Consider the following 22492-nt stretch of genomic DNA (forward strand, 5'->3'; position numbering starts at 1 on the left):
TTGATTATTGCTTTCCCTGCCCCACCGTCTCGGCGTGGTGGCAGGCGACGGCGCGGCCCTGGAACTCTCTCAGCGCCGGCCGCTCTCTCGCGCAGAGCTCCGTCGCGTAAGCGCAGCGCTTGTGGAAAGCGCAGCCCGAGGGCGGGTCGATCGGCGAGGGCAGCTCGCCCTTCAGCCGGATGCGTTCGTGCCGGTGGCGCGGGTCGACCGCCGGCGTCGAGGCCAGAAGCGCCCGGGTGTAGGGATGGGCCGGACTCTCGAAGATCGCGTCGCGGCCGCCCTGCTCGACCGGCCGGCCGAGATACATGACCATGAGCTCGTCGGCGATGTGGCGCACCACCGAGAGGTCGTGGGAGATGAAGAGGTAAGCCAGGTTGAACTCCTCCTGGATGTCCATCAGGAGGTTCAGGACCTGGGCCTGGATAGAGACATCGAGCGCCGAGACCGGCTCGTCGGCGACCAGCACCCGGGGTTGCAGCATGAGCGCGCGGGCGACCGCGATGCGTTGGCGCTGACCGCCAGAGAACATGTGGGGATAGCGCCCGTAGTGCTCAGGCCGCAGGCCCACCTTGGCCATCATGGCCTCGCCCCGCTCGCGCCGTTCAGCGGCGCTCATCCTGGTGTTGATGACCAGCGGTTCCTCGATGATGGTGCCGACCTTCTTGCGCGGGTTGAGCGAGCCGTAGGGGTCCTGGAAGATGATCTGGACCTCCTGGCGCAGCTTCTTAAGGCTCTCCTCGCTGGCGTCTGCCACGTCGGCGTTGTCGATCAGCAACTGCCCCTCGGTCGGCTTCTCGATCAGGGTCACGACCCGGGCCAGGGTCGACTTACCGCAACCGGATTCGCCCACAACCGCGAGAGTCTTTCCCGGCGACAGCGCGAAGCTGGCACCGGCCAGGGCCTTGACCGTCGCGCGACCGCCGAAAAAGCCGCCCTTGACCTCGTAGTGGCGGGCCAGGTCATTCGCCACGAGGATCGCCGGCGCGTTCACGGGCCGGCGTCCATCGCCGCCTCGGGGGCGCGCTCGAGCGGGAAGAAACAGCGCACGAGGCCGTCGCCGTCGGCCTCCAGGGTCGGCCGCTCCTGGATGCAGCGGTCCTGGGCAAAACGGCAGCGCGGGTGGAACTGGCAGCCCGCCGGCTTGTCACCGGCGCCGGGCACCACGCCCGGAATGGTCGGCAGGCGCCGCCGCCCCAGGCTGCGCTCCGGCAGCGCGTCCAACAGGGCGCCGGTATAGGGGTGGCGCGGCCGCTCGAACAGTGTCTCGACCCGGCGCGCCTCGACCTGCTGTCCGGCGTACATCACGTTGACCCGCTGCGCCGTCTCGGCGACCACGCCCATGTCGTGGGTGATCAACACCAAGGCCATATGGTGCTCGCGCTGCAGACTCAAGAGCAGGTCGAGGATCTGCGCCTGGATCGTGACGTCGAGCGCGGTGGTCGGTTCGTCGGCGATCAGGAGACGCGGATTGCAGGCGATCGACATGGCGATCATGACCCGCTGATTCATGCCGCCGGAAAGCTGGTGCGGAAAGGCGCCGAGGCGGCTCTCGGGCGAGGGAATGCCGACCTGCTCGAGCAACTCGGTCGCGCGGCGCCTGCGCTCGGCCCGGGTGCCGCCTTGGTGGACCTTGATCTGCTCCATGATCTGGAAACCGACCGTGAAGCAGGGGTTCAGGCTGGTCATGGGCTCCTGGAAGATCATGGCAATGTCCTTGCCGGTGATCTTGCGCCGCGCGGCGGCATCGAGGCCGAGCAGGTTGCGGCCGTCGAACTCCAGCCGGTCCGCCGTCACCCGGGCGGTCCAGGGCAGGAGGCCCATCAGTGCCAGCATGGTCACGCTCTTGCCCGAGCCGGATTCCCCGACCACGCCGAGCAGTTCGCCCTCGTCCAGGCTGATGTCGACGCCGTCGACCGCGCGGAAGGCGCCGCGCACGGTAGCGAACTCGACCGAAAGGTTGCGGATCTCCAGGAGCGCCATCCGCTTCTAGCTCCGCTTCAGCTTGGGGTCGAGGGCGTCGCGCAGCCCGTCGCCCATGACGTTGAAGGCGAGCACCGTGATCAGGATCGCCAGGCCCGGGAAGGTTACGACCCACCAGGCGCGCAGGATGAAGTCGCGCGCGTCGGCAAGCATGGTGCCCCACTCCGGTGTCGGCGGCTGGGCGCCGAGGCCGAGGAAGCCGAGCGCCGCCGCGTCGAGGATCGCCGTCGAGAATCCGAGCGTCGCCTGGACGATCAGGGGCGCCATGCAATTGGGCAGCACGACGATAAACATCAGGCGGAACAGGCCGGCACCGGCGACCCGGCTGGCGGTCACGTAGTCCTTGGACAGCTCGGTTACCGCGGAGGCGCGGGTCAGGCGCACGAAGTGGGGCATGTAGACCACGGCCACGGCGATCATGGCGTTCTCCAGCCCGGGGCCGAGGATCGCGACAATGACCAGGGCCAGCAGCAGGCTGGGGTTGGCCAGGATCACGTCCATGATCCGCATGATCAGGGTATCGACCGCGCCGCCGGCGAAGGCGGCGACGAGGCCGAGCAGGATGCCCACAGAGAGCGACAGGGTGACGACGATGCAGCCGATCAGCAGCGAGAAGCGGGCGCCGTGCATGATGCGCGACAGCATGTCGCGGCCGGTCGCGTCGGTGCCCAGCGGGAAGGTCCAGTTGCCGCCTTCCTGCCAGGCCGGCGGCAACAGCAGGAAATCGCGGTACTGCTCGTTGGGCAGGTGCGGCGCGAGGACGTCGGCCAAGAGCGCGGTGAGGATCACCCCGATGATCACGAAGAGCGCGACGACAGCGCCGCGGTTCTCGCTGAAGTAATGCCAGAACTCGCGCAGCAGCTGCACGGTTGCGTTCTCCGCTCCGGTCCGTTCGAGGTCTTCCGCCGCCTGGGCCATCACTGCCTCCGGTACCGTATGCGGGGATTGATCAGGCCGTAGAGCAGGTCGACCAGCATGTTCACGATCATGACGATCCCGGCGATCATCAGGAGGCCGCCCTGGACCGAGGGGTAGTCGCGGCGGCTGATCGAATCGACCATCCACTTTCCCACCCCCGGCCAGGCGAAGATCGTCTCGGTCAGGATCGCCCCGGCCAGCAGCACGCCGACCTGCAGGCCGATCACCGTGACCACAGGGATCAGCGCGTTGCGCAGGGCGTGCAGGCCGATCACCCGCCAGGGCGGCAGGCCCTTGGCGCGGGCGGTGCGGACGTAGTCCTCGCCCATCACCTCAAGGATCGCCGAGCGCGTCTGGCGGGCAATCACCGCCATGGGAATGGTCGCCAACACCACGGTCGGCAGTATCAGGTGCCTGACCGCCGACTTGAAGGCGCCCTCCTCGCCCGACAGCAGGCTGTCGATCAGCATGAAGCCGGTGACCGGCTCGAAGAAGTAGATCAGGTTGATCCGCCCCGACACCGGCGTCCATCCGAGCGTGGTGGAGAAGAGGATGATCAGCAGGAGCCCCCACCAGAAGATCGGCATGGAATAGCCGGTCAGGGAAAAGGTCATGACCCCGTGGTCGAGGATGGTTCCACGCTTGACCCCGGCCAGCACCCCGAGGGGCAGGCCGAGCGCCACGGCGAGCACGATGGCGCAGACCGAGAGCTCGATGGTCGCCGGGAACAGCGTCAGGAACTCCTCGACCACGGGCTGGCGGGTCACGATGGACTTGCCGAGGTCACCCTGCAGCAGGTTGCCGATGTAGATCAGGTACTGCTGCCAGAGCGGCTTGTCGTAGCCGTAGAGCGCCAGAAGCTGGGCGTGGCGTTCCGGCGAGATGCCCCGTTCGCCGACCAGGATCTCGATCGGGTCCCCGGGGATCATGTGGATGAAACCGAAGGCGACGATGGTGACGCCGATGAAGGTCGGGATCAGGAGACTCACCCGCGTCACCAGAAAGCGCAGCATGCCGGCCCCGAAGTTTAAGGAAAGTGCCGGGGCCGGCGGACCTCGGGCCCGCCGGCCCCGGTGAGGGATGTGCCAGGCGCTACATCAGGTCAACGCCGTAGAACACGTGGCCGCCGAAGGGGTCGATCTTGAAGTCGACGACTTCCTTGCGCACCGGCTTGAACACCACCGAGTGGGCGATCGTGACCCAGGGCGCCTCGTCCTTGAAGATCACCTGCGCCTCCTCGTAGAGCCTGGTCCGCTCCGCGACGTCGGCCGTGCTCTTGGCCTTGCGCAGGAGATCGTCGAACGGCCTGTGGCACCAGCGCGCCCGGTTGGCCCCCTTGGCGGCTTCGCAGCCCAGGAGGACGTAGAGGAAGTTGTCCGGGTCGCCGTTGTCGCCAGTCCAGCCGAGCAGGACCGTCTGGTGCTCGCCTTCCTTGGAGCGCTTCAGGTACTCGCCCCATTCGAAGGACACGATCTCGGCCTCGACCCCGACCTTGGCCCAGTCGGCCTGGATAAGCTCGGCCATGCGCCGGGCGTTGGGGTTGTAGGGCCGCTGCACAGGCATGGCCCAGATGTTGGTCTTGAGGCCCGAGACGCCGGCCTCGGCCAGCATGGCCTTGGCCTTTTCGGGGTCGTAGGGATAGTCCTCGATCTTGTCGTTATAGGACCAGATGGTCGGCGGGATCGGGTTCTTCGCCGCCTTGCCTGCGCCCTGGAAGACCACGTCGAGGATCGCCTGCTTGTTGACCGCCATGTTGAGCGCCTGGCGCACCTTCTTGTCGTCGAACGGCGCCTTCTCGGTGTTGAAGGCGAGGTAGCCGACGTTGAGCCCTTCCTGCTGCATCAGGTTGATCGCGGGATCGGCGTCCATGGCCTGGAGGTCGGCCGGGTTGGGATAGGGCATGACGTGGCACTCGCCGGCCTTGAGCTTCTGATAGCGCACGTTGGGATCAGGCGTGATCGCGAAGATCAGGTTGTCGATCTTGGCCTTGCCGGCCCAGTAGTCCGGATGGGCCTTGTAGCGGATCACCGCGTCCTTCTGGTAGGCGACCAGTTGGAACGGGCCGGTCCCGACAGGCTCCAGGTCGGCTTTCTCCGGCGTGCCCGCAGCGTTCATCTGCTCGGCATACTCGGCCGAATGGATCGACGCGAAGTCCATGCCCAGGTTGGCGATGAAGGGGGCCTCCGGTACCGACAGCATGAACCTCACCGTATGATCGTCGACCTTCTCGATCGACTTGATGATGTTCGGCATGTCCATCGCCTGGAAGTACTCGTAGCTCCCGCCCGACACCTTGTGGAAGGGATGAGCCTTGTCCTTCTGGCGGTTGAAGCTGAAGAGCACGTCATCGGCATTGAAATCCCGCGACGGGGTGAAGTTCTTGGTCGTGTGGAACTTCACGTTCTTGCGCAGGTTGAAGGTGTAGGCGAGACCGTCGTCCGACACGTCCCAGGATTCGGCCAGGGCCGGAACGATATTGGTGGTGCCGCGCTCGAACTCCACCAGGCGATTGAAGATCTGGCGCGACGAGGCGTCGAAGGTGGTGCCGGCGGTGTAGAGCGCCGGGCTGAAGCCCTCGGGGCTGCCTTCGGAGCAGTAGACGAGTGTCTTGGCTTGCGCTGTTGCCCCGATGGCGAGGCTACCGGCAACTGCGAGAGAAGCCAGCAAAACGTGGCGTGTCACATCAACCTCCCTGTTCGTTAGAGACGACTTGCGGTTGTGCGCTTCTTCTGGTCGTCAATCGCCCTGCGCTCCCAGACGCGGGCAAACCGCGAGTAGTGAGCCATGCGCGGAGCAGGCTGTCAATCGATGCGGCCCAGCCGCAGGGCGGCCAGCCGAAAGCGATCGTGGGCGATTGAAGGCTGAGGCTGCGCCTACCGACGGGGCGTCAAGACGCCGCCGCCAGGAACCCTTCGATGGCGGTGAGCGCGTTCTGCGCCGCGGCGCCGTCGGGCCCGCCGGCCTGGGCCATGTCGGGACGGCCGCCGCCGCCCTTGCCGCCCACCGCCTGGGAACCGGCGCGCACCAGGTCGACCGCCGAGATCCGCCCGGTCAGGTCGTCGGTGACGCCGACCACTAGGGAAGCCTTGCCCTCGTTGACCGCGATCAGCGCGACCACGCCGGAGCCGACCGATTTCTTGATCTCGTCGGCCATGGGCTTCAGCTCCTTGGGCGGCACCTCCTCGAGCAGGCGCGAGACGAAGGAAACGCCGCCGACCTCGCGTGCTTGCGGGCCGGCCGCCGCGCCGTTGCCACCGCCGGTCGCCAGCTTGCGGCGCAAGTCCTCGACCTGGCGCTCCAGCTTGCGCCGCTCCTCGACCAGGGACTGGACGCGGCCGGGCAGCTCGACCGGAGCGGACTTCAGCACAGCCGCAGTCTCGCGCAGAAGGACGTCCTGCCGCTCGACATGCTCGATCGCCGCCGCGCCGGCCACCGCCTCAATCCGCCGCACGCCGCTCGCCAGGGCCTCTTCCCGGACGATCTTCAAGAACCCGATGTCGCCGGTGCGCGCCACGTGGGTGCCGCCGCAGAGTTCGGTCGAGTACTGCGACACGTCGGCGCGGTCTTCGCCGGGGCCGCCCATGGACACGACCCGGACTTCGTCGCCGTACTTCTCGCCGAACAGCGCCAGCGCGCCGGCCTCGATCGCCTCGTCCGGGGTCATGAAGCGCGTCTCGACCGCCGCGTTGGCGCGGATGCGGGCGTTGACGTCGGCCTCGACCGCGGCGATGTCCTCGGGCGTCAGCGCCGTCGGATGGCTTATGTCGAAGCGCAGCCGGTCGGGCGCCACCAGCGAGCCCTTCTGGGTGACGTGCGCGCCCAGGCGCCGGCGCAGCGCCTCGTGCAGCAGGTGGGTCGCCGAGTGGTGCGCCCGCAGGCTGTTGCGGCGGCCACCCTCGACCCTGAGCTCGACCGCGTCACCCGGCTTGAGTGTGCCGTGGGTAACGCTGCCCAGGTGGACGTGGAGGTCGCCGAGCTTTTTCTGGGTGTCGCGCACCGCGACCTCAAGGCCGTCGGCGCCGAAGATCACGCCTTGATCCCCCTGCTGGCCGCCGGACTCGCCGTAGAAGGGCGTCTGGTTCAGGATCAGGCCGACCTCGGTGCCGGTCCCGGCCTCTTCGATCTCCCTCCCCTCGGCGACGATGGCCAGCACCTGGCCTTCCGCGACCTCGGTCTCGTAGCCGAGGAACTCGGTCGCGCCGAGCCGGCTGTGCAGATCGAACCAGAGCGACTCGGTGGCCGCTTCCCCGGAGCCGGCCCAGTTCTTGCGGGCCTCCTCCTGCTGCCGCTTCATGGCCGCATCGTAGCCCTCGGCGTCGACGCCCCGCCCCTGGCCGCGCAGGATGTCCTGGGTGAGGTCGAGCGGGAAGCCGTAGGTGTCGTAGAGCGTGAAGGCGATCTCGCCGGGCAGCACGCCGCCCTTGCCCAGCTTGTCGAGCTCCTTGTCGAGCAGCTTCATGCCGCGGCCCAGGTTCTCCTTGAAGCGGCTCTCCTCGCGCTGCAGCGTGTCGGTGATCAGCGCCTCCGCGCGCCGGAGCTCGGGGAAGTGACCTGCCATCTGGGTCAGCAGGGTCGGCACCAGGCGCCAGATCAGTGGCTCGTCGCAGCCGAGCCTGTGCACGTGGCGCATGGCCCGCCGCATGATCCGCCGCAGCACGTAGCCCCGCCCATCCTTGTCGGGAAGGACGCCGTCGGCGATCAGGAAGGCCGAAGCGCGCAGGTGGTCGGCGATCACCCGGTGCGAGACCGCGTGCTCGCCGTCAGGCGCCGTGCCCGAGGCCTCGGCCGAGGCCTCGATAATGGCACGCAGCATGTCGACGTCGTAGTTGTCGTGCTTGCCCTGGAGCACGGCGGAAATCCGCTCCAGGCCCATCCCCGTGTCGATCGAGGGCTTGGGCAGGTCGACCCGCTTGCCGGGCTCCAGCTGCTCGAACTGCATGAAGACGAGGTTCCAGATCTCGACGAAGCGGTCGCCGTCCTCGTCGGGGCTGCCCGGCGGCCCGCCTGGGATATGGGCGCCGTGATCGTAGAAGATCTCGGAACAGGGGCCGCAGGGGCCGGTATCGCCCATGGCCCAGAAGTTGTCCGAGGTCGCGATCCGGATGATCTTCTCCTCGGGCAGGCCGGCGATCTTGCGCCACAGCTTGGCCGCGTCCTCGTCCTCGGCGAAGACCGTGACCAGCAGCCGGTCGGGATCGAGGCCGTACTCCTTGGTCACCAGATTCCAAGCCAGCTCGATCGCCAGGTCCTTGAAGTAGTCGCCGAAGGAGAAGTTGCCCAGCATCTCAAAGAAGGTGTGGTGCCGGGCGGTGTAGCCGACATTCTCCAGATCGTTGTGCTTGCCGCCCGCGCGCACGCACTTCTGCGAGGTCACCGCGCGCTTGTAGTCGCGGCTCTCGGCGCCGGTGAAGACGTTCTTGAACTGCACCATCCCCGCGTTGGTGAACATCAAGGTCGGGTCGTTGTGCGGCACCAGGGGCGAGGAGGCCACGACCTCGTGGCCGTGGCGCTTGAAATAGTCGAGGAACGCGCTGCGGATCTCGTTGGCTGTGGTCATGGTCTTCCCGGGTCCGGCGCGGGCCGGCCGTCGGTCCTCCGACTGATCTTTAGAATGGCTACAAGGACGCCGGTAAGTCGCTGACGTCCCACTGAGCGTTACCTGGGCATCGGGGGACCGTCTGTCCAGCCACTAAGGCCGGGACCGAGTGGCCGGGGATGAGGCTGTAGCAGGCTTAGGCGGCCAAGTAAATCCGCTGGCCGCCGGCCCCCTCACCGTCGGGCCGGACGCGCGACAAGGAAGCGGCGGCCAGTGGGGCCGCCGCCTGCTTGCGTAAATGGCTCTGCGGGGTCTTCTATTCGGCGGCCGAGCCGCCCGCCCGGTCTTCCTTCGGGCTCTCGGGGTCGTCCGGTCCCTCGAGCATTGCGGAGGCGACGAGGCCGGCGTTCTCGCGCACCCGGCGCTCGATGGTCTCGGCGACGGCGGGATTCTCCTTGAGGAAAGTCTTGGCGTTCTCCCGCCCCTGGCCGATCCGCTGGCCCTCGCAGGAGAACCAGGCGCCGGACTTCTCGACGATCCCGGCCTGCACGCCCAGATCGAGCAGCTCGCCGGTCTTGGAGACGCCTTCGCCGTACATGATGTCGAACTCCACCACCCGGAAGGGCGGCGCCATCTTGTTCTTGACGACCTTCACCCGGGTCTGATTGCCGACCACGGTATCGCGGTCCTTAATCGCCCCGATCCGCCGGATGTCCATGCGGATGGTGGCGTAGAACTTGAGCGCGTTGCCGCCGGTCGTGGTCTCCGGGCTGCCGAACATGACGCCAATCTTGTGGCGCAGCTGGTTGATGAACAGCACCATGGTGTTGGACTTGGAGATCGAGCTGGTCAGCTTGCGCAGCGCCTGGCTCATGAGCCGCGCCTGGAGACCGGGCAGCTGGTCGCCCATCTCGCCCTCCAGCTCGGCCTTGGGCACCAGGGCGGCGACCGAGTCGACCACCAGGACGTCGATCGCGCCGGAGCGCACCAGGGTGTCGCCGATCTCCAGCGCCTGCTCGCCGGCGTCGGGCTGGGAGATCAGCAGCTCCTCGACGTCGACCCCCAGCTTGGCGGCGTAGACCGGGTCGAGCGCGTGCTCGGCGTCGATGAAGGCGCAGGTGCCGCCGGCCTTCTGGGCCTCGGCGATCACGTGCAGCGCCAGCGTGGTCTTGCCCGAGCTCTCGGGGCCGTAGATCTCGACCACCCGGCCGCGCGGCAGACCGCCGATTCCGAGCGCGATATCCAGGCCGAGAGAGCCGGTCGGCACCACCTCGGTCTCGACCACCCGGTCCTCGCCCAGACGCATGATCGAGCCCTTGCCGAAGGCCCGCTCGATCTGGCCCAGGGCCGCATCCAAGGCTTTCTTCTTATCCACCGATTCCCCCTCGACGAGACGCAGTGCGCTTTGCGACATGGTTAAGGCTCCCTTATCCCACCTTCGGCCGGTGCGGTCCAGACGAGGGCCCGATCCCGGATCCTGACGTCCGCGCCCGACATTTGTACCGGTTTTGTTCTCACCCGGCAAGCGCAAAATGGAATAAAAAGAGAACAAAACCCCTTATTCCGGCCCTCTCCCCGCTGGGGAGAAGGGGATCCGTGGCGAAGCCGTGGCGGGTGAGGGGCCTGTCAGAGTGAAGGCTCGAGCGGATCCTGATAGCCTGCTAAAGCCCCTAGGCCGCGTTTTCGCGCATGACCTCTTTCACTTTGCCGGCCAGCTGCTTGAGGCTGAAGGGCTTGGGCAGGAAGTGGATGCCGGCGTCCCGGTCGAGCCGTTTGCGGAAGGCGTCCTCGGCGTAGCCGGAGATGAAGATCACCTTGAGGTCGGGGCGTTCGCTGCGCACCTGGCGGACCAGGGTCGGCCCGTCGATTCGCGGCATGACCACGTCGGTGATCAGGAGATCGATGTCACCGGGCTTCTCGTTGAGCAGCTCCAGCGCCGCCTCGCCGGAGCGCGCCTCGAGCACGTCGTAGCCCTTGTTCCTGAGCGCCCGGGCCGAGAACGCCCGGACCGCGTCCTCGTCCTCGACCAGCAGAAGGGTGCCGACCCCGGTGAGGTCGCGGCTCTCCTCGGCCTGGGTCTCGGCCTCCTCGGCCTCGCTCTCGCTCTGCACGTTGTGCGGCAGCAGGATCGAGAAGGTCGTGCCCTTGTCCACCTCGCTCTCGACGAAGACGAAGCCGCCGGTCTGCCGAACGATACCGTAGACCGTCGACAGGCCGAGGCCGGTGCCGGCGCCGACCTCCTTGGTGGTGAAGAAGGGGTCGAAGATGCGGTCGAGGTTCTCGCGCGTCACGCCGCAGCCGGTATCGATCGTCTGGATCTGGGTGTAGCCGCCGGCGGGCAGCGTCTCGCCCTTGCGCTTGGTCACGCGCCTCAGCGTGACGTTCTTGGTCTGAATCGTCAGCTTCCCGCCGCCCGGCATGGCGTCACGCGCGTTGACCGCCAGGTTGATGATGACCTGCTCGAGCTGGCCCTGGTCCGCCTTGACCCGGCCGAGGTCCCGGCCGTGAATCATGTTGAGCTCGATGTTCTCGCCGATCAGCCGGCGCAGCAGGTGCGACAGCTCGGCCAGGATGTCGGTCAGGTCGAGCACCTTGGGCTGCAGGGTCTGCTGGCGCGAGAAGGCGAGCAGCTGGCGCACCAGGTTGGCCGCCCGGTTGGCGTTCTGCTTGATCTGCATGATGTCGGCGAAGGACTGGTCGCCCGGCCGGTGGCGCAGCAGCAGGAGATCGGAAAAGCCGATCATCGCGGTCAGCAGGTTGTTGAAGTCGTGGGCGATCCCGCCGGCGAGCTGGCCGACCGCCTGCATCTTCTGGGACTGGACGAACTGCCGCTCCAGGCTCTTCTGCTCGGTGGTGTCGATGAAGTGGGCGATGAAGCCGCCCGCCTCGAAGCCGCCCGCCTCGGCGCTGTCCTTCTCCGGCGCGCGGCCGAGCGGCGTCAGGAACAGTGCGCAGGTCACGCCCCCGCTGCCAGCCAGCGTGACCTCGACCGAGCGGCCGTCCTGATCAGCCAGGTCGACGTGCCCCGCCTCGCCCTTGGCGGCCCGCTCCATCAGGTCGGTCACCAGGGGCCGCCCATCCTCGGCGACCAGCTCGACCAGGCGCCGCCCGGCGGCGCGCTCTCCCTCGAGCCCGGCGAGATCCCGGATAGCCTCGTTGCATTCCGTGATCACGCCGCCGGCGTCGACCAGGGCGAGGCCGACCGGCGCCCTCTGGAACAGGTCGTCCAGCCGCCGCTCGGCGCGGGCCAGGGCCTCGGCGGGCGCCCGCTCGCGCGTCAGATTGCGCACCAGGCCATAGGTCCGGACCAGCGTCCCGTCCTCGCCGCGCTCGATCGCCTGGGTCACCCAGCCGTCGAAGCCCTCGCCGCTCGCCGTCTTGAAGCGGATCGCGCCGCCCTCGCCCTGCGGCACGCCGGCCTCCCGCGGGGCGGGTGCGTGGGCCGCAAGAAGGTCGGGCGCAGCCTCGGCGAAGAGGTCGCGCAGGCGGCGGCCACCGCCCTCGAGCGCCGCCTTCGGCCAGCCCAGCCAGTCGGCCAGGCGCTGATTGACCGCGACGATGCAGCCTTGGCCGTCGAGCAGGTAGCCGCCCAGGGTTGTCGGCTCCAGCAGGGCCATGAAGCGGCGGCGCTCGGCCTCGACCCGGTGTTCGGTCCGCTGCCGCAGCTGCATGTCGTCGACCAGCCAGACCGCGTGGCCCGAGCCGGGCTTTAGCGGGTAGACCGCGATGTCCTGGCGAACCGCCGCTTGATCCTCCGGCTGCCCGTCTCCCGCGGCGCCCGGGCGTAGCCGGATCTCGGCCGCGCCCTTGCGGCCGCGCCGGGCGATCACCTCCAGCCGTTCGATCTTCTCGCGGGACTCGTCGTCGGCGGCCCGGGCCTTGAGCAGCTCGGGCAGCGGCCGAGCGCGATCGCCGAAGGTCTCGCCAAGGGAGTCGCTGGCGAAGATCACCCGGCCGGCGCCGTCGATGATCTGGCGCGGACGGCCGACCGCCGAGATCGCGTCGCGGTAGACCCTGAGGCGCCGCAGAGCGAAGTATCCGGCGAGGGCGCCGCCGAGCGCCAGGCCGCCGAGCAGGGGAACGAGCTGCACCGCCGTCAGGAATTCACCGGTCTCGGCGGCCAGTGCCGGCTTCGCCGCCAAGACGAGCGAAATCCCGGAGAGTAACCCGCCAGTCCTTGTTAAGTTTTTCCGCATGAAGACTTGGGTCGGTGCCGCGGTCATTACTGATTCGCTTTTGGAGTTATCCATCACCGAGTCTTTTGCCGCAAGTCCGTCGTGCCGTCCGGCGCCGGGCGCGTGCCCGGCGGCCGCGGCCGGCCCGGCAGCCGTCCCTTGAGCCGCAGCACGTAGCCGATGATCTCGGCGACCGCCCGGTAGTGCTGTTCCGGGATTTCCTGATCGAGCGCGACCGTATCGTAGAGCGCCCGGGCCAGGGGCGGGTTCTCGACCACGGGCACCTCATGCTGCTCGGCCAGCTCGCGGATCTTTAGGGCGATGTTGTCGGCGCCCTTGGCGGTGACCCGGGGCGCGCCGGGGGTGCCCGGCTCGTACTTGAGCGCGACCGCGAAGTGGGTCGGGTTGGCGACCACTACGTCGGCCTCGGGCACGGCGGCCATCATGCGACGGCGGGCACGCTCCGTGCGGATCTGGCGCAGGCGGCCCTTGACCATGGGGTCGCCTTCGCTCTGCTTGAACTCGTCCTTCAACTCCTGCTTGGTCATGCGCAGCTGCTTGATGTGCTGCATCTTCTGAAAGGCGAAGTCGAGCGCGGCGACCACCGTCATGACCGCCAGCACCACCACCAGGACGCGGAACGCCAGGACGCGCACGGCGTCGAGCAGCTGTTCGGGCTCCATGGAGACGGTCACCGGAATCAGCTCCCGCTCGGGCCACAGCAGCAGCCCGATCGCCGCCCCGACCAGCGCCAGCTTGACTAGGCCCTTGGCGAATTCGACCAGGGCCCGCATCGAGAACAGCCGCTTGAAGCCGGTAATCGGCGAGATTTTCTCGAGCTTGGGTTGGAGCGTCTCGGCGCTGAAGATGAAGCCGATCTGGAGCAGCGCGCCGGCCAGCGCGGCCGCGACCGTCAGCACCAGGAACGGCAGGAGCGCCCAGGCGAGGTCCCAGAGCGTCGCCGCCGCCAAGTCGGGGAGCGCCCCCTGGTTCACAGCGATCGCGTGGGGCCGGGCGACGAAGCCGTAGAGCGACTCGCCCAAGCCGGAAACCACGGCCGAACCGAACAAGCCGATCGCCAACGCGGCCGCGAGCAGCATGAACCAGTGGCCGACCTCCTGGGACTTCGCGACCTGGCCCTTCTCGTGCGCTTCGTTGAGCCGCTTCTGGGTCGGCTCCTCGGTTTTTTGCGCGTCGTCCGGGCGTTCCTCGGCCATGGGCTCAGGTCCCGCCCAGCCCGGCCAATTCGGCGAGCCGGTGGTCGAGCGCGGCCAGGAACCAGCGGATCGCGAAGGGCAGAGAGATCGAGAACACCACGAGGCCGAGCGAGATCTGCAGCGGAATGGCGATGAAGAAGATCTGCACCTGCGGCATCAGCCGGGCCAGCAGGCCGATGCCGAGGTAGAAGATCAGCCCGACCGCGATGAAGGGCGCGGCGATGTGGAACGAGAGCCTGAAGGTCTCCGCCATGGTCCGGGCGACGGTCTCGGAGAACGCGCCCACGGGCAGCGCCTGGCCCGGCGGGAAGACCTCGTAGCTGGCGACCAGGGCCCGGAACATGAGATGGTGGAGGTCGAGAGCGAAGATCGCGGTCAAGGCGACCACGGTCAGGAACGAGCCGGCGATAGAGCCTTGCTGGGCGGCGCTGGGATCGGTCACCAGGGCGTTGGCCAGCGAGGTCGTCGACGCGATCATCATGCCCGCGGTGGCGAGCGCGGCCATGAACATGCGGGTGGTGACGCCGAGAAAAAGACCAACCATGGTTTCGCCCAGCACCAGGAGGGTCAGGCCGGCCGGGCTTTCGGGCAGCGCCGGCAAGCCGCGCAGCAACAGCGGCGCGACCACCAGTGTGGTGGTCAGCGCCAGCAGGAGGCGCACCCGCGGCGGCACGTAGGCGTCGCCGAAGCCCGGCAGCAGCATCATGGCCGCGCCGAGCCGGAGGAACACCAGGAAATAGGCGAAGAGCTGTTCGGGCAGGATTTCCGCGAGCATACCGTCAGCCGAGCGCCACGATCCGGTCCATCAGGTTTTCGCCGAAGGACACCAGGGTCGAGACCATGAACGGCAGCAGCAGGAGGAGCGAGACGAAGATCACCAGGATCTTGGGGACGAAGGAGAGCGTCATCTCCTGGATCTGGGTCAGCGCCTGGAACAGCGAGACGGTCAGGCCGACCGCCAGGGCCAGCAGCAGGATCGGCGCGCCGACCATCAGCATGACCACGACCGCTTGGCGCGACACTTCGAGAACGTCGGTCAAGTCCACTGGACGCTGCTCCTGTGGCGGCGGATTACCGCGGCGCGGCCGAAGCCCCGTCAGATCGGCATCCGCAGAATTTCCTGGTAGGCCTGGATGACCCGGTCGCGCACCGCGACCATGGTCTGCAGGGTGATCTCGGCCTGGCTGACCGCAGTGACCACCTCGGTGATGTCGGCCTGACCGGCGGCGGCGCGGAACGATTCCATCTCGCCCTTGTGCAGCACGTCGATCGCGCTCTCGGTCGCCTCGCGCAGCGCTTCGGAGAAGTCGGACCCGCCGGCGCTTCCCTGGTCGCGCGATTCCAGCCCGCCCAGCCCCTCGCCTCTGAGCGCTCGGTCGTAGGCCGCCAGGGCCTGATTGAAATCAACCGCCATGGATCCGCCCCTTCAAGGTTCAGCGCAGCAGGTCGACGGCCTGCTGCAGCATGCTGCGCGACGACTGAATCACCTTCAGATTGGCCTCGTAGCTCCGCTGGGCCTCGCGCATGTCGGCCATCTCCAGCAGCGAGTTGACGTTGGGCGTCAGCACGTAGCCCCGACCGTCGGCCGCCGGATGCCCCGGATCGAAGCGCAGGCCGAAGTCGCTGCGGTCGGGCACGACGCCGGAGACCTGGACCGTCTCGATCCCGAGCTCCCGGTTCAGCTCGTTGGCGAAGGTGACGACCTTGCGGCGGTAGGGCTCGCCGCCCGGAACCTGCGCCGTCGAGTCGGCATTGGCCACGTTCTCGGCGATCGTCCGCAAGCGCGTTCCCTGGGATTGCAGGCCGGCCGCCGAGATGTGCATCGATTCGAGCAGATCCATGGTCTTCTCCCTCTTCTCTTATCTCGAGCGCGCGCTCAGCCCTCGCGGCTGCCGAGCGCCGCGCGCAGCATCTGGGTGTGCTTGCGGTACAGGTTGGTCATCGTCTGGTGGCTCATTTGGGTCTCGGCCACGTTGATCAGCTGCTCTTCGATCACGACGGCGTTGCCCGAAGGCGCGGTCTCGAAGGTGTGGCGCTGATCCTGGGATCCGACCGCCCCCGGTTTCGCGCTCCGCCCCTGCAGGTGGGCCGGATGGGTGGCCGCCGGCTGGACGGCCGCGACCGCGCGCGCCAGGACCCGCTCGAAGGGCCCGTGCTTGAGGTCCTGCGGCCGGTAGCCGGGCGTGTCGGTGTTGGCGATGTTCTGGGCCAGCACGTTCTGGCGCTGGCCAAGCCACTGCATGCGCCTTACAAGGGCTTGAAAGATATCCAGTTTGCCAGCCATCGGCGCCTCCCGAGAGATCGGTCGAATCGCCGGGCCGCATCACCAATCGGCGGTTGTTCCGGCGTTTGGATCGATGGGCTGCATCGACCCACGCCAGTATCACGCGCGGCCTATTAAAGATGCGTAAAAAGTGTTTTAATTGCGCGATAAAATCGAACTAAGCTGGAGGCAGCGCCGCCCCGCCGCGTTTCGGGGCCGCGGCTCGAGGCCGACTTCGAGACTGACTTTCGCGACTGGGGGAAGTGCCGACCGATGCTGTATCTTACCCGTAAGATCGGCGAATCGGTCATCATCAACGGCGACATCGAAGTAACGGTGATCGATATCCGCGGGAAATCGATCAAGCTGGGCTTCACCTTCCCCTCGACCGCCACTGTCCTGAGGCGCGAGATCCACGAGCGCATCCAGGCGGAAAACCGCGCCGCCCTGGAGGGCGGCAACAGCGGTTTGGACGCCGAGCACGCGAATCCGCCGGCTGCGGCCTCGGAACCGGACAAGGGCGGCTGAACCGCCCCAACCCGAGGAACCGCCTAGACCTTTTCCCAGGTCACCTCTGCGGCTCAATAATTCATTAAGGTTAATCAATCACGCTAGGGCGGCCCGCCGGCAGAACGCTTTGGGTTGTCTCGCCCGGACCGCTCGGCAGCGGCAGTCGACTTTCGCGCGAGCGTGCTTTGGTGACTGACGAGTCCCGAGAATCCGGCCCGTCCCACGAGCCCGGCCGATCCCAGGAAAGCCCGCCCCGCCGACCCGGCGGGCGCCGGGGCCCGCTCGCGGTGGCCCTGCGCGACGAGCGGGCCGGCCCCGGCGCACCGCGCATCCTGGCAAAGGGCCAGGGCAAGGTGGCCGAGCAGATCCTCGAGATCGCCTTTGCGCGCGGCATCAAGGTACGGACCGACGCGAGCCTCGCCGAGGTGCTGGCGGCGATCGACGTCGACAGCGAGATCCCGGTCCAGGCGCTGGCCGCGGTCGCCGAGATCCTGACCCACGTCTACCGGGCGAACGGCGCGGCGCCGAGCCCGGGGGACGCCGAGCCCGGCGCGGCGGCCGCCGAGCCCGAGACACCGGGCGCCGGCGCGCCGCCGGGCGGAGAGGCGCCGTGAGCGAGCTTCCGCTCTATCTCAATTTCGTGATGGCCCTGGCCTTCGTGCTCGGCCTGATCGGCGTGGCCGCCTGGCTGGCCCGGCGCTTCGGCCTGGCCGGCCGGCTGGCCCACCGCGCCGGGCCGTCGCACCGGCTCGCGGTGGTCGAGGTCATGCCGCTGGACACCCGGCGCAAGCTCGTCCTGCTGCGGCGCGACGAGAGCGAATACCTCGTGCTGCTCGGGCCTGAACGGGATCTGCTGCTCGACGGCGCGCTGCCCCAGCGCGCGGGCGTTGAGGGAGCCGCGGCGGAATGACCGGGCCCCGCGCAGCCGCCATCGCCCTCACCGGCGCGGTCCTCGGCGTCTGGCTTCTCAGCGCGGCGCCGGCGGCGGCCCAGAGCCTGAACCTGGACTTCGGCGCCGACGTCGGCTCGGCGACCGGGCGGATTCTCCAGCTCGTCGCGCTGATCACCATCCTCTCTCTGGCGCCCTCGATCCTGGTCATGATGACCTCTTTCACCCGGATCGTCGTGGTCTTGTCCTTCCTGCGCAGCGCCATGGGCATTCAGCAGACACCGCCCAATGCCGTGCTGGTCAGCCTCGCGCTGTTCCTGACCGCCTTCATCATGATGCCGACCCTCGAGCAGATCTACGATCAGGCGATCGCACCTCTGCTCGAGGAACAGGTCACCGAGATGCAGGCGCTCGATCTCGCCGCCGGCCCGGTGCGCGACTTCATGATGAGCCACGTGCGCGAGCAGGACCTGAAGCTGTTTCTCGACCTGGCCGAGATCGAGGCGCCGGAATCGCCGGACGAGACGCCGCTACGGGCGCTCGTGCCCGCCTTCATGATCAGCGAGCTGAAGCGCGCCTTCGAGATCGGCTTCCTGCTGTTCCTGCCGTTCCTGATCATCGACATGGTTGTCGCCTCGGTGCTCATGTCCATGGGCATGATGATGGTGCCGCCGATCATGATCTCTCTGCCCTTCAAGCTGATCTTCTTCGTCCTGGTCGACGGCTGGTACCTGGTCGCCGGCAGCCTCGTGCAGAGCTACGGCGTGTGACGATTACTAACAGGCCGATGAACAAGCCTGGCGCCCTTGATCACGGTCATCCTTCGACACCTTCAGGATGAGGGTAAGGCTCGAAACATCTCGCTCTCACCCTGAGTTTCTCGAAGGGTGATGGTCCCAACCGAGCACTTTTTCATCATCCTGTCAGAGCAGAGTCGGGCCGAGAGGGATCGCCACGAGCGAACTATCGAGCCGGTGAATTCGTTCTGGCAAGTCCGGCTAGTTGGCCGCGGCCTCCGCGCCGCTGCTGCGGTAGCTGGCGATGAAGGAATCGACCGTGTCGACGTCCTTCAGCTCCTCCATGATCGCGCTGGCATCGGCGGTGCCGAAATCGCTGGTCAGGAGCCGAAAGCTCTCGCCGTGCGGGCTCGACGCCATCGCCGTGCTGTAGCGCCGCCGTAAGGAAGCCAGGGCGTCTCGTTTCCTGGCCATGGTGTGGGCGATGGCGAGGTTGATCACTCGGCGGCTCTCGACATCGCTCAAGAGCCGGTCTTGCGGCGGCGTCTCGGGTACCATGAGGTCCAAAGCCTCGCCGGCCAGTTGCCAATCCCGCAGTTTCCAGGCGATCTCGAGCTTCAGCCTGAGGCCGGGCTCGCTGGTGTCGGCCGCGAGCAGGGCGAGCCCCTCGGGCTCCCGGCCCAGGTCGGCCAACGCCTTGGCGCGCAGGTGCTTCCGGTCGCGGACAACCGCTGCGCTCGCCCCTGCGACCCGGGTGCGATCGAGCGCGCTCAGCGCCCCCTCGGGCGCGGCGTTCCGCAGATGGATCTCGGCGAGCTGGGCGCCCAGCCCAGCCCGGTCCTCGCCGCGCAGCCGGCCGGTGATCGTCTGCTCGAGCATCTCGGCCGCCCGGGACGGCAGCTCGACCTCGGTCAGCCGGCGCGCCAGGCTGCGGATCAGCCGGACCCCGGTGCTGCCCAAGGGTGTCAGTTCCCTGAATTCCTCGTAGAGCGCCACAGCCTTGAGCGGCGGCACCTGGGCGCCGTCCCGGTCGTCGAGGATCCGTGCGAAGAGCTGGCGCATCTTCTTGGCGGCCGCGTCGGACTCCTCCGACCCGGGCCGGCGCGACGCCAACTGCCGGTAACGGTGCAGCGCCGTGCGATAGTCGCCGATCTCGGCGTAGAGCTCGGCCAACCGCGACAGCAGTTCCAGCTCGAACTCGTCGCCGCGCCAGAGGAACCTGAGGCGCTCCAGTTCCTCGATCGTCTGGGCGCGGTCCACGGCGCCCGAGGCGTACTTCTGCTCGACCAGGATCCGCCGGGCCTGCGCCTGGGTCGGCCGGTGCGGATCCCGGGACAGGCGGTCCAGGATATCGATTGCGGCATTCATCCGGCCATCGGCCAGAAAGCGGCGGGCGTCGAGCAGGTCGAGCCGCGCCTTCTGGATCTCGTCGGGCCGATCCTCGTGAACCTGCCCGAGGTAGAGGCTGGCCCCGCCTGTGTCGCCGACGCCGAGCCGGGCCTCGGCGGCGAGCAGCCGCAAGCTGTTGCGCCAGCGCCGCGGATATTCGGCGATCAGACCTTCGGACTCCTGAAAAAGCTCCGCGGCGCTGGCCCAAGCGCCGTTGCGCGCGGCGAGGGCCGCGCGCCAAAGCGCCGCGTCGATCTGGCCGTCCATGGTCGGCAGCGCGAGCTGAACCGCCGCCTTCTCGGTCTCACGGGCCATGAAGTGGCTGGCTCCCCGCATCAACACGATCTCGGGACGGTCCAAGAAGGGATCGCCGGCCGCGCCCATTTCCCTCAAGACCGAGAGCGTCTCGGCGGCCAGGCCATGCGCGAAGTAGAACCGGGCGAGCGCGAGCCTTTGGCTGGCGCCCTTGGCCTCGCTGGCCAGGCCTGCGGCCTTTTGCAGACGCTGGCGGTTGCGGTCGAAGTCCTCGCCGGGGCCGAGGCGCCAGGCCGCCAAGGCAAACAGCCTGGGACGGGTGGAGCGTAGCGGTCCACCGGACGCGCGAGCCGCCGGAAGATCGTTCTCCGTCGTGATCAGCAGGCCTTTCTCGCCGATCACCGAAATGCCGTCGAGCCCGAGGCCGACCCGCAGGGTGTCGGAATAGGCCACGAAGGCGAAGCCCTGGGTGGTCGGCAGCGACCGGAACTCGGGGAAACGCCGCGCCTGGGACTGTCCGAGACCGGGCTCCGGGACCGGCAGCACCCGCAAGGTGTCGCCCAGCTCCGGGTCCGCGATCTCGATCAGCCGCCCGGCCGCGGCGACTTTGTAGAGCAGGCGCGGCGACGGCTGTGCCTGGGTCTCTATCGCCACGTCCTTCAGCGGCGCGGGGTCGCCGGGACCGAGGCGCACCCGCCAGCCCCGGGGGCTGGGCGTGAGGCGTGCCGCCACGGACGGCGGCACGCTGAACCACAGAACGGTCGCATTCTCGACCGCCGACTCTTCGAAGGGTGGCAGACCAGGGGTACCGCGCTGCAGGGCGGCGCCGAACCCGGCCGGCAGCGGCCGGTCGAACACGAGCCAGAGCCGGTCGCCGCGGCGGAAGGCGGCCGCCGCCCCGCCGCCGAGCGGCAGCTCGAACTCCACCGTGGCCGTCGGGTCGGTCCGGACCGCCTGGTCCGGGGCCGCCTTGGTTCCGGCCCCAGCCGCCGGCGCCGGCCGGTCGGCGTCGACGGGCTCGGCCCTGGGTTCGGCCAGCACGGCCCGTACGGCGAGATCGACCACGGCGTTCGGGCCGGCAACCGACGAGCGGCCGGAAGTGGCCGGGCGGACCGGCTTGGCCGCCCGTTCCGCGCTCGGTGCCGACGGTTTCGCGGCGCTGGAGATGTCGAGCACGACCTTGGTCCCGCTGCGGAAAGCGCGCAGCGAGCCGCCCTGCTCCAGGGTCAGCGACACGACCCGCCTGCCGTCCCGGACCTCGCTCGCGACCGAACGAAGGCGCGGCAGGTTCTGGTCCGAGACCTGCGAGAGATCGAGCCCTGCCGGATCGTCGAACTCGACGGTGAACCGATCGCCCGAGCGCTCGACCCGGTAGCCGACGGCCCGGCCCCAGTCGAACACCAGTCGGGTGAAGTCCGGGTGCCGGCCGGCGCGCACCCCAACGCTGGCCGAGTTCGGGCTGGCCGAGTTCGCGCTGACCGCGCCCGGGCCGTCCGGAGCGGCCCCGGCCGGTCCCGGCAGCGGCACCAGCCAGGCCAGCACCCCCAACACGGCGAGCGGCACGGCTCGCCCGGCCCCGGCCCGGCTCATGGCAGCGCCTCGCGATAGTCGTGGATCACCACCTCGACCCGGCGGCCGATAACGAGGCGCCGCGCCCCCTGGAGCTTCTGGGACAGGCTGTCGAAGCGCGAGTGGCCGTAGCCGCGCGCGACGATGCGCCCCTCGAGGCCCGCCGCGTTCAGCAGGAAGGCCACGTTACGGGCCCGGGCGAGAGACAGCTCCCAGTTCGACGGAATGCCGCCGCCCGGCGGACGCGGGTCGGCATGGCCGGCGACTTCGATCTTGTTGCCGACATAACGCAGTTGTCCGGCCAGGGCGTTGAGCACCTCCGGCGCCCGCGCCGAGGGCTGAACCGAGCCGCTCTCGAACAGCAAGGCGGAGGGCAGCGCAATGACGAGACGCCCTTCCATGCGCGTCAGCAGGACGTCCGACAAGAGAGGGTCGGCCGCCAGGTTCTGGCTCAGCAGAGCCGAAAGATAGTCCAGGTCGAAGCCCGGCAGGGTCTCGACGTCCTCGACGTCGAGCGTTGCCGTCGGCGCCGCCGCGGGCATCTCGCGCACTGCATTGAGGTTCTGGGTCAGGGCGTCGACCAGGTTCTGCCACCGGCGCTGCTCGACTTTCGACATGGCGAAGAGCAAGACCATGAAGGTCAACATGAGGGCGATCAGATCGGTGAAGGTGACCAGCCAGGCCTGGCTGGGCGGACGAAGCGCCGGTGCCGTTGCCGACGTTGCGGGCAGCGCGGCCGGCCAGCGCGTTGCGGCCTCGGCGGCGCCCGGCGCGAGCGGTTCGTCCGCCAGCTCTTCCAGCACCACGACCGGTTCCGGCTGATCTTTTGGCTCGTCGCTCATGGGGCAAGCACACCGTAGTCGGGCGAGCGCTCATCGCTCTCGAAGACCTGCACCACGATCTCGACGAAGGCGCCGCGGTCCGGCAGCAGACCGATCGAGAGGGCCTCGTCGGGCAGGCCCGTGGTCTCCAGGTACCGGGCCAGCAGACCCATGCGGCGCAGCGCGAGCAGTTCGTCGGCGCCGGGCTGGGCCGGCAGGCCGTGATAGAGTTC

General features: G+C 68.5%; 21 protein-coding genes. 4 read left to right on the forward strand and 17 right to left on the reverse strand.

All coding sequences use genetic code 11. From position 1 onward, the window contains the following. Window positions 1–4: 4 nt before the first annotated feature. The 14 genes from QNJ67_13050 to flgB all read right to left on the reverse strand — a co-directional run bounded on the left by QNJ67_13050 (window position 5) and on the right by flgB (window position 16110). A complete protein-coding gene (locus QNJ67_13050) occupies window positions 5–991 on the reverse strand; it encodes a peptide ABC transporter ATP-binding protein (GenBank protein MDJ0609897.1) in 987 nt (328 codons plus the stop codon). Next, on the reverse strand, window positions 988–1980 hold the full coding sequence (locus tag QNJ67_13055; protein ID MDJ0609898.1) for an ABC transporter ATP-binding protein: 993 nt from the start codon (window positions 1978–1980) through the stop codon (window positions 988–990). Before QNJ67_13055 ends, QNJ67_13050 begins: the two co-directional genes overlap by 4 nt. A 6-nt stretch (window positions 1981–1986) precedes the next feature. Beyond that, complete coding sequence (locus QNJ67_13060) at window positions 1987–2898, reverse strand: ABC transporter permease subunit (GenBank protein MDJ0609899.1); 912 nt, start codon at window positions 2896–2898, stop codon at window positions 1987–1989. Next, window positions 2898–3911 (reverse strand): ABC transporter permease subunit, encoded by a 1014-nt coding sequence (locus QNJ67_13065; GenBank protein MDJ0609900.1) that lies wholly within the window; start codon window positions 3909–3911, stop codon window positions 2898–2900. Before QNJ67_13065 ends, QNJ67_13060 begins: the two co-directional genes overlap by 1 nt. A 79-nt stretch (window positions 3912–3990) precedes the next feature. Next, entirely contained in the window at window positions 3991–5580 is a 1590-nt protein-coding gene (locus QNJ67_13070) for an ABC transporter substrate-binding protein (GenBank protein ID MDJ0609901.1), read from the reverse strand. A gap of 205 nt (window positions 5581–5785) precedes the next feature. Then, the gene (gene alaS / locus QNJ67_13075; GenBank protein MDJ0609902.1) at window positions 5786–8455 is read right to left on the reverse strand and encodes an alanine--tRNA ligase; all 2670 of its coding nucleotides are present in this window, start codon (window positions 8453–8455) and stop codon (window positions 5786–5788) included. Window positions 8456–8750: 295 nt separating this feature from the next. Beyond that, window positions 8751–9848 carry a recombinase RecA gene (gene recA, locus QNJ67_13080; protein MDJ0609903.1) on the reverse strand — a complete coding sequence of 366 codons (1098 nt, stop codon included), beginning with the start codon at window positions 9846–9848 and terminating at the stop codon, window positions 8751–8753. Window positions 9849–10104: 256 nt separating this feature from the next. Further along, window positions 10105–12576 carry a response regulator gene (locus QNJ67_13085; protein MDJ0609904.1) on the reverse strand — a complete coding sequence of 824 codons (2472 nt, stop codon included), beginning with the start codon at window positions 12574–12576 and terminating at the stop codon, window positions 10105–10107. A gap of 107 nt (window positions 12577–12683) precedes the next feature. Then, window positions 12684–13826: a flagellar biosynthesis protein FlhB gene (gene flhB, locus QNJ67_13090; protein ID MDJ0609905.1), complete on the reverse strand. Its 1143-nt coding sequence runs from the start codon at window positions 13824–13826 to the stop codon at window positions 12684–12686. A 4-nt stretch (window positions 13827–13830) separates the two neighbouring features. Beyond that, entirely contained in the window at window positions 13831–14601 is a 771-nt protein-coding gene (gene fliR, locus QNJ67_13095) for a flagellar biosynthetic protein FliR (protein ID MDJ0609906.1), read from the reverse strand. A gap of 4 nt (window positions 14602–14605) precedes the next feature. After that, a complete protein-coding gene (fliQ, locus tag QNJ67_13100; GenBank protein ID MDJ0609907.1) occupies window positions 14606–14872 on the reverse strand; it encodes a flagellar biosynthesis protein FliQ in 267 nt (88 codons plus the stop codon). A 50-nt stretch (window positions 14873–14922) separates the two neighbouring features. Continuing rightward, window positions 14923–15240 (reverse strand): flagellar hook-basal body complex protein FliE, encoded by a 318-nt coding sequence (locus tag QNJ67_13105; GenBank protein ID MDJ0609908.1) that lies wholly within the window; start codon window positions 15238–15240, stop codon window positions 14923–14925. A 19-nt stretch (window positions 15241–15259) separates the two neighbouring features. Continuing rightward, a complete protein-coding gene (flgC, locus tag QNJ67_13110; GenBank protein ID MDJ0609909.1) occupies window positions 15260–15667 on the reverse strand; it encodes a flagellar basal body rod protein FlgC in 408 nt (135 codons plus the stop codon). 35 nt (window positions 15668–15702) lie between these two features. Then, window positions 15703–16110, reverse strand: coding sequence for a flagellar basal body rod protein FlgB (flgB, locus tag QNJ67_13115; GenBank protein MDJ0609910.1), 408 nt, complete (start codon window positions 16108–16110; stop codon window positions 15703–15705). Window positions 16111–16362: 252 nt separating this feature from the next. Here flgB and csrA point away from each other — a divergent pair, with 252 nt between their 5' ends. The 4 genes from csrA (at window position 16363) to fliP (ending at window position 18258) form a co-directional block, all read left to right on the forward strand. Next, window positions 16363–16617, forward strand: a complete 255-nt coding sequence (gene csrA, locus QNJ67_13120; GenBank protein MDJ0609911.1) for a carbon storage regulator CsrA — start codon at window positions 16363–16365, stop codon at window positions 16615–16617. 269 nt (window positions 16618–16886) lie between these two features. Further along, window positions 16887–17213, forward strand: coding sequence for an EscU/YscU/HrcU family type III secretion system export apparatus switch protein (locus QNJ67_13125; GenBank protein MDJ0609912.1), 327 nt, complete (start codon window positions 16887–16889; stop codon window positions 17211–17213). Continuing rightward, window positions 17210–17509, forward strand: a complete 300-nt coding sequence (locus tag QNJ67_13130; protein MDJ0609913.1) for a flagellar biosynthetic protein FliO — start codon at window positions 17210–17212, stop codon at window positions 17507–17509. Before QNJ67_13125 ends, QNJ67_13130 begins: the two co-directional genes overlap by 4 nt. Next, window positions 17506–18258 (forward strand): flagellar type III secretion system pore protein FliP, encoded by a 753-nt coding sequence (gene fliP / locus QNJ67_13135; GenBank protein ID MDJ0609914.1) that lies wholly within the window; start codon window positions 17506–17508, stop codon window positions 18256–18258. Before QNJ67_13130 ends, fliP begins: the two co-directional genes overlap by 4 nt. Window positions 18259–18486: 228 nt before the next feature. On the opposite strand, the gene QNJ67_13140 is transcribed toward fliP, so the two are convergent. From QNJ67_13140 to QNJ67_13150, 3 genes are all read right to left on the reverse strand, one after another. Next, window positions 18487–21459, reverse strand: coding sequence for a hypothetical protein (locus QNJ67_13140; GenBank protein MDJ0609915.1), 2973 nt, complete (start codon window positions 21457–21459; stop codon window positions 18487–18489). Next, the gene (locus QNJ67_13145) at window positions 21456–22280 is read right to left on the reverse strand and encodes a flagellar motor protein MotB (GenBank protein ID MDJ0609916.1); all 825 of its coding nucleotides are present in this window, start codon (window positions 22278–22280) and stop codon (window positions 21456–21458) included. The genes QNJ67_13140 and QNJ67_13145 overlap by 4 nt, the downstream gene beginning before the upstream one ends. Then, window positions 22277–22492: hypothetical protein (locus QNJ67_13150; protein ID MDJ0609917.1), on the reverse strand; the 216-nt coding region annotated here is incomplete at its 5' end. The genes QNJ67_13150 and QNJ67_13145, both read right to left, overlap by 4 nt.

Source organism: Kiloniellales bacterium (genome assembly GCA_030064845.1).
GTDB lineage: Bacteria > Pseudomonadota > Alphaproteobacteria > Kiloniellales > JAKSDN01 > JASJEC01.